Source organism: Thermoanaerobaculia bacterium (assembly GCA_035717485.1).
In the GTDB taxonomy this organism is placed as follows: Bacteria; Acidobacteriota; Thermoanaerobaculia; order UBA5066; family DATFVB01; genus DATFVB01.
This window is the reverse complement of the sequence record DASTIQ010000173.1, coordinates 1-6,420: the sequence shown is the minus strand read 5'-3', so window position 1 is coordinate 6,420 and position 6,420 is coordinate 1. Positions and strand designations below refer to the sequence as shown.

Below are 6,420 nucleotides of genomic sequence, written 5' to 3'. Positions count from 1 at the left end.
CCCCGCCGCTCCAGCTCGCTCCCCATCGCCGAGTCGAGGAGGATCGGCGGGCCCGCCTTCAGACGATCCAGGAACGTGTCAGCCACTGTCGATTGCCGAGCGTACAGGAGTCGACGCCGCGACGCCGGATCGTCGGGCGGCGAAAACAACGGCCGGCGGAAACCGTCGGGACGATCATCGAAGCGGGGCGAGGCGCGAGCCCGGCGGGATGCGGGTCGCCCGTGCCGTCCCGAGGCATACCGGGGCGTATGTCGCAGGGCGGCACGGGCGGCACGCGCCCGCCCGGCTCGATGCATTCGCCCCGCTCGCCTTACGCCCTCGTGAGTTTCTTGTACTTGATCCTGTGCGGCCTGTCCGCTTCCGCTCCGAGCCGCCGCTTCCGGTCGGCCTCGTAGTCGGCGAAATTCCCCTCGAACCAGGTCGTCTGCGAATCTCCTTCGAACGCCAGTATGTGCGTCGCGACGCGGTCGAGGAACCAGCGGTCGTGCGAGATGATGACGGCGCAGCCGCCGAATCCGAGCACCGCCTCTTCCAGCGCGCGCAGCGTCTCGACGTCGAGGTCGTTCGTCGGCTCGTCGAGGAGCAGCAGGTTGCCCCCCTTCTTGAGGACCCGGGCGAGATGCAGCCGGTTCATCTCGCCCCCGGAGAGGTCGGCGACCTTCTTCTGCTGGTCCGCTCCCTTGAAGTTGAACATCGCGCAGTACGCCCGCGACGGGATGGCGCGCTTGCCGAGGGTGACGAGGTCCTGCCCGCCCGAGAGCTCGTCGTGGACGGTCCTGCCCCCCTCGGGACGGTCGCGGTTCTGGTCGACGTAGGAGGGAACGACCGTCTCCCCGACGACCAGCTTCCCCGCGTCCGGTTCTTCCTCTCCCATGATCATCCGGAAGAGCGTCGTCTTCCCGGCCCCGTTGGGTCCGATGACGCCGACGATGCCGCCCCGCGGCAGGTCGAAATTCAGGTCGTCGACGAGAACCTTGTCGGCGTAGCCCTTGCGGACGTGCTCGGCGCGCACGACGACGTCGCCGAGCCGGGGACCCGGCGGAATGAAGATCTCCTGCGTCTCGTTGCGCGCTTCCGGACCCTGGTCGTTCAGCAGGCTCTCGTAGGCCTGGAGTCTCGCCTTGCTCTTGGCGTGCCGGGCCCGCGGGGCCATCCGCACCCACTCCAGTTCCCGCTGCAGCGCGCGCCGCTTGGCCGATTCCTGCTTCTCCTCCGTCGCCAGGCGCGCTTCCTTCTGCTCGAGCCAGGAGGAATAGTTCCCCTTCCACGGGATCCCGGCTCCGCGATCGAGCTCGAGGATCCACTGCGCGACGTTGTCGAGGAAATAGCGGTCGTGCGTCACGGCGACGACCGTGCCGGGAAACTCCGCGAGATGCCGCTCGAGCCAGGCGACCGATTCGGCGTCGAGGTGGTTCGTCGGCTCGTCGAGGAGCAGCAGGTCGGGCTTCTCGAGCAACACCTTGCAAAGCGCGACGCGCCGCTTCTCTCCGCCGGAGATCCTGGTCACGTCCGCGTCCGGGGGCGGGCAGCGAAGGGCGTCCATCGCCAGCTCGAGGGTCTTGTCGAGATCCCAGCCGCCGGAAGCGTCGATCGCGTCCTGCACTCTTCCATGCTCGGCCATGACCTTCTCCATCTCCGCGTCGGAGAGATCGGAGCCGAGCTTCTCGTTCAACTCGTCGAACCGCGCGAGCAGAGCGCGGATCGGAGCGACCCCCATCTCGACGTTGCCGAGGACGTCCCTGGTCGGATCGAGCTTCGGATCCTGCGGCAGGTAACCGATGCGCGTGCCCTCGGCGGCGTACGCCTCTCCCTGGAACTCCTTGTCCTCCCCCGCCATGATCCGGAGGACCGTCGACTTGCCGGAGCCGTTCAGGCCCAGGACGCCGATCTTCGCCCCGGGATAGAAGGAGAGCCAGACGCCCCGCAGGATCTCCTTGTGCGGCGGAACCACCTTCCGCAGGTTCTGCATCGTGAAGATGTACTGCTGGGCCATGATTTCCTCGATTCCTCCGGACGAAACAGCGATCCTATCCGATGTGCCCGAGACGGGCGCCGCGGCGGCTCCGGCTCTCCCGGACGAGCCTCCGCCCCCCCGATTTCCTCGCCACGGCGAGGGGCCTTCGGAGTCAGCTTTCGTCGTACCGACGCGGGAACAGGACCCGGAACACGGTCCCCTTGTCGATGTGGCTCTCGAGCTCGAGAGTCGCGTCGAGCAGCTCGCAGAGTCTCTTGGTGATCGAGAGACCGATCCCCTCGCCGCTGCGCTGGCGATCCGGGCGGGTGTCGATCGGGGCCTCGGGAGCGGGCGGCCGACCGGCCGCCTCGCGCTCCACCGCGAGGGAATCGTCGGTCGCGTCTTTCAACGCCCCGGCCAGAGGCCCCCCGGGCCCGGCGTGGAAACCGGGACCGGTATCCTCGACGCTCAGCGTCCACCGGTTCGGGTCGTTGTTCCGGCTCGGCCCCCAGCTGATCGTGACTCCTCCCTGCCTCGTGTACTTCAAGGCGTTCAGAAGGAGGTTCTGGACGATGCGGCCGAACTTGACGCGGTCCCCTTCGACGGGAAGGGAGGCGGGTCCTTCCGTCCTCAGATAGAGCCCCTTTTCGAGCGCGGCGGCCTGGGCGTTCGAGCCGATCCGGGCGAGCTCGGCGGCCGCGTCGAAGGGGGCGATTTGACGCGTCTCCTGGCCGGCCTGGAGCCGGGCGAGATCCATCAGCTCGGTCAGCAGGTTCGCCTGGGTATCGACCGCCCGCTGCACCATGCTCGAGAACTGTTCCCGCGTCGAGGCCGGGAGATCGGCTCGTCCCAGCAGCTCGACGGCGCTGGTGACGATCCCCAATCCTCCCCGCAGGTCGTGGGCGGCCTCGCGCATCTTCATCGCCTGTTCCCGGAGGATCTTCCGGCTGTTTTCCAGCCCCGTCTCGAGGTCGCGCACCTGGGCCGCGGCCTCCGCCTGATGCATCCGCGCGAATTCCGAGGCGCTCTCGGACACCCCTTCCGTCGAGAGGACCGCCAGCGCGTACCGCGCGGTCGACATCGCCTCGCGATCCGCCTCCGGGTTGCGGGCGACGAACTCCTCGAGCTCCGAGACGAGCAGCAGATACAGATGGCCCCATTCGCGGATGACTTCCTTCAGCGCGTAGCCCTGCAGCCACCGATGTTTCCCGTGCTCGCTTCCCTCGTGGCCTTCCGCGGCGGCTTTGCCGAGAACGCCATGCTCTCCCGCGACGAGGGTCTGCTCGTACCCCTCCAGGATCGCCGGAAGATGGTCGCGAAACTGGCTGCGGGAAAGCGCGGTCGAGCTGGTCAGCTCCGGGTCGGCGCGCACGATGTCCCGCCAGGAACGGAGAATTCCCTCGCGGCGGGACTTCATCTGCGCGGCCAGTCGCGCCAGGGTATCGGCGGGCTCGCTCATCGGGTCGACACTACACGAACCGGACGTCGGGCCGCCATCTCTTCGGACGTCCGCGGGCGCGCCGATCCGGAGCGATTTGTTCTCCGGTACACTGCGGCGTCGTGACGGTCTCCCGCCGCGGTTCCGGCCGACATCGAATCTTCTGCGGCCCTTTTTCCGCTCTCGAGCCGAAGCTCTTCGCCGAGATCGCGGACCTGCAACGCGAAGATCCGCTCCGAGCGGTGACGATCATCGTCGCGTCGAACCTCCTCGGGGTCCACCTTCGGCGCCGGTACGTGGAGTGGCGCGAGGATCGGAGGCTTTTCCCCGCCCACGGCGGGCTCTCCTTCTCGACGCTCGAGGCCTTCGCGACGCAGGTCGCCGGACCGGGAGCCCCCCCGCTGCCGCCGTTCGGCGAGTTCGCCCTCCTCTCGTCGGCCCTCGCGCGCCTTCCGGAGGCGCGCGTCTTCGGCGATCTCGCGGGGCGGCCCGAGCTCGTGCCGTCGATCGAGGCGACTCTGCGCGACCTCGCCGACGCCGGCGTGGCGCCGAAGGCGTTCCGGGCGTTCGTCGAGGGCGGAACGCTCCCGGCCGAGCGCCGACTGCTGCTCGGCGCGCTCGCGCGGCTCTACGAAGAGCTCGATCGGGGAGCCGCGGGCCGAGAGACGCGCGCGAAGACGTTCCGGCGCGCGGCGGCCTCGCGCGACGCCGGCGCGGAACCGCTCCTGCTCTACGGCTTCTACGACGCGACCGGCCTTCAGAAGGAGTTCCTCGCGGCGGCGGCGCGGCGCCGGCCCGTCGCGGCGTTCGTTCCGCGCCCGCCGGGGCGCTACGGCGAGTTCGCGGATCCGTTTCTCCGATGGGCCGAGGAGTCGCTGCCGGCCTCCCTCGATCCCGTCGCCGCGCCCGCGGGTCCGCTCGACGACTTCAACCGCCGCCTCGGCGGCGATCACGCCGCGCCCGCTCCTTCCCGGGATGCCGTGCGCCTCGTCTCCGCCGCGGGCGCGGCGGGAGAGCGGACGGAGATCGCGCGCGAGATCCTCATGGTGGCGGAGACGGGACTGCCGCTGCACGGGATCGGCGTGGTCGTCCGCGAATCGAGCGCGTGGTCGGGCGCGCTCTCGCGGGAGCTCGCGCGCCTCGGGATCCCGAATTTCGAGCTCTCGTCCGAGTCGGTCGTTTCCTCCCCCCTCGGCCGCGCCGTCCGGATCTGGTGGGACCTCGAAGAGCGCGAATTCCCGCGCGAGGACGTTCTCGACCTTTTCGACCTCCTCCGAAGCGCCGGGGCCGCCGATTCCCCCGAGTCGGCTCGCGATCTCGCGCGCCGCGCGGGCATCGTCCGCGGCGCCGCCGACTGGACCGAGCGGCTCCGCCGGCTCGCGGACTCGCCGCGCTCCGAAACGGAAGGCCGCGCCGCCCGGTCGTTCGCGGCCGAGTGCGACCGCCTGGTCGCTTCCGCGAGGGACTGGCCGAGGGCGCCGCTCGAATGGACCGCGTGGTCGGCCGAGATCGCGCGGCGTCTCGAAGCGCTCTTCGCGCCGGAAGCGGTCCCCGCGCCGCTCGTCTCGGCGGCGGAGGCGGTCGGCGCCCTCGGACCGCTGGGAGGCGCCGTCGAGCGCGGTTCGGCGGCGCACGTCTTCTTCGGCGCCCTGGAGGAGCTGCGCCCGGAGCCCGGCCGGCTCGGCGTCGACGGCGTATTCGTCGGGTCGGCGATGGCCGCGCGCGGGCTGACCTTCGCGATGACGATCGTTGCCCACCTCGTCGAGAGGGAGTTCCCCGCCCCGGGACGCCCCGATCCCCTCTTCTTCGACGCCGAGCGCCGCGCGCTCGCGGCCGAGACCGGCCGCGCCGTGCCGCTCAAGGTGGAGGCCCGGAGCGCGGAGGAGCGCGAGCTCTTCGGCATCGCGGCCGGATCCGCCAGGGAGCTCCTCGTCCTGAGCGCCTCGCGGCGCGACGAGGCGCTGACGCGCGACTGCCTCCCCTCCCCCTTCTTCGCCGACGCCGAGCGCGCGGCTTCTCCGGGGGGCGAGAAGCCGACGCGGGTCGTGGAAATGGGCGTCCCCGTGGCGTTCGGACCGAGCGTCTCGGAGTCCGAGGCGTGCGACCGGGCGCTCGCGCGCTCGGGCGCCGCCACGGTGGCGTCGGTCTTCGCACCGGTCGCCCGGGCGCTCGCCCGGCAGGATCTCGCCCACGCGCCCGTGTGGACGGCCTTCGAGGGCCGGCTCGGCCCGGCGTCCCGCGAAGCGCTCGCGCGGCACCGTCCGAGCGCCCTCGATTCCCTGTCGGCCTCGCGCGTCGCGTGGTTCGCGACCTGCCCCTACCGGTACTTCCTGAGGAGCGTCCAGGGAATGCGGGAGTGGGACGAGGCCGACCGCGTCGGCGAGCTCGATCCGCTCTCGCTCGGCAACACGTTCCACGACGCCGCGCGCCGGCTCGTCACGGCCTCGCGCGACTGGCCGCCGCCCCCGGCCGGGCTCGTGGCGCTCGTCGCCCGGGTCTCCGAGGAAGCGCTCGCGAGGCACGAGGAGAAGAACGCGCCGCTCGTGCCCGCGCTCGTCCGCGAGCTCGCCCGGGACCGCCTCGAGGCGCTTCTGCGTGTCTGGCTCGCGTTCGAGGCGGAGCGCGGGGACTCTTTGCGCCCGGCGGCGGCGGAGCGTCCGCTCGGAGCGGGCAGCGAGCCCTTCGTGCTCGACGCCGGAGCTTTCCCGATTCGTTTCCGGGGTTCGATCGACCGCGTCGACGAGGACCGCGACGGGCGGCCCGCGCGCGTCGTCGACTACAAGGTGAAGATGGCCCCCGGCTTCGCGAAGGAGTTCCGCGCCGGCGGGCGCATCGTGGGCGGCGAAGCGGTGCAGCTCCCCGTTTACGCCCTCGCGGCCGGGGGCGAGGTCGCCTCCGAATACCTCGTGCTCCTCGGCGGAAGCGCGGGACCCGCCGCCGAATCCGTTCCTTTCTCTCCGGAGGAAACGAAGGAGGCGATCGCGGCCCTCCGTTCGTTCCTCGCCGGAATGGAGGCGGCGATCGCCTC

Annotated in this window: 3 protein-coding genes; 1 reads left to right on the top strand and 2 read right to left on the bottom strand. The window is 71.1% G+C overall.

The genetic code is table 11. From position 1 onward, the window contains the following. Positions 1 to 310 precede the first annotated feature (310 nt). Entirely contained in the window at positions 311 to 1,993 is a 1,683-nt protein-coding gene (gene ettA, locus VFS34_09225; GenBank protein HET9794630.1) for an energy-dependent translational throttle protein EttA, read from the bottom strand. 133 nt (positions 1,994 to 2,126) lie between these two features. Continuing rightward, positions 2,127 to 3,413 (bottom strand): sensor histidine kinase, encoded by a 1,287-nt coding sequence (locus VFS34_09220; protein ID HET9794629.1) that lies wholly within the window; start codon positions 3,411 to 3,413, stop codon positions 2,127 to 2,129. 101 nt (positions 3,414 to 3,514) lie between these two features. Between VFS34_09220 and VFS34_09215 the strand changes: the two genes are divergently transcribed. Beyond that, positions 3,515 to 6,420 (top strand): PD-(D/E)XK nuclease family protein (locus VFS34_09215; GenBank protein ID HET9794628.1); only part of this gene is annotated, 2,906 nt, incomplete at its 3' end.

Bases quoted from the DNA above. Each gene is read 5' to 3' on its own strand.
- VFS34_09220 (HET9794629.1), bottom strand. From the start codon at position 3,413: ATGAGCGAGCCCGCCGATACCCTGGCGCGACTGGCCGCGCAGATGAAG.
- ettA (HET9794630.1), bottom strand. From the start codon at position 1,993: ATGGCCCAGCAGTACATCTTCACGATGCAGAACCTGCGGAAGGTGGTT.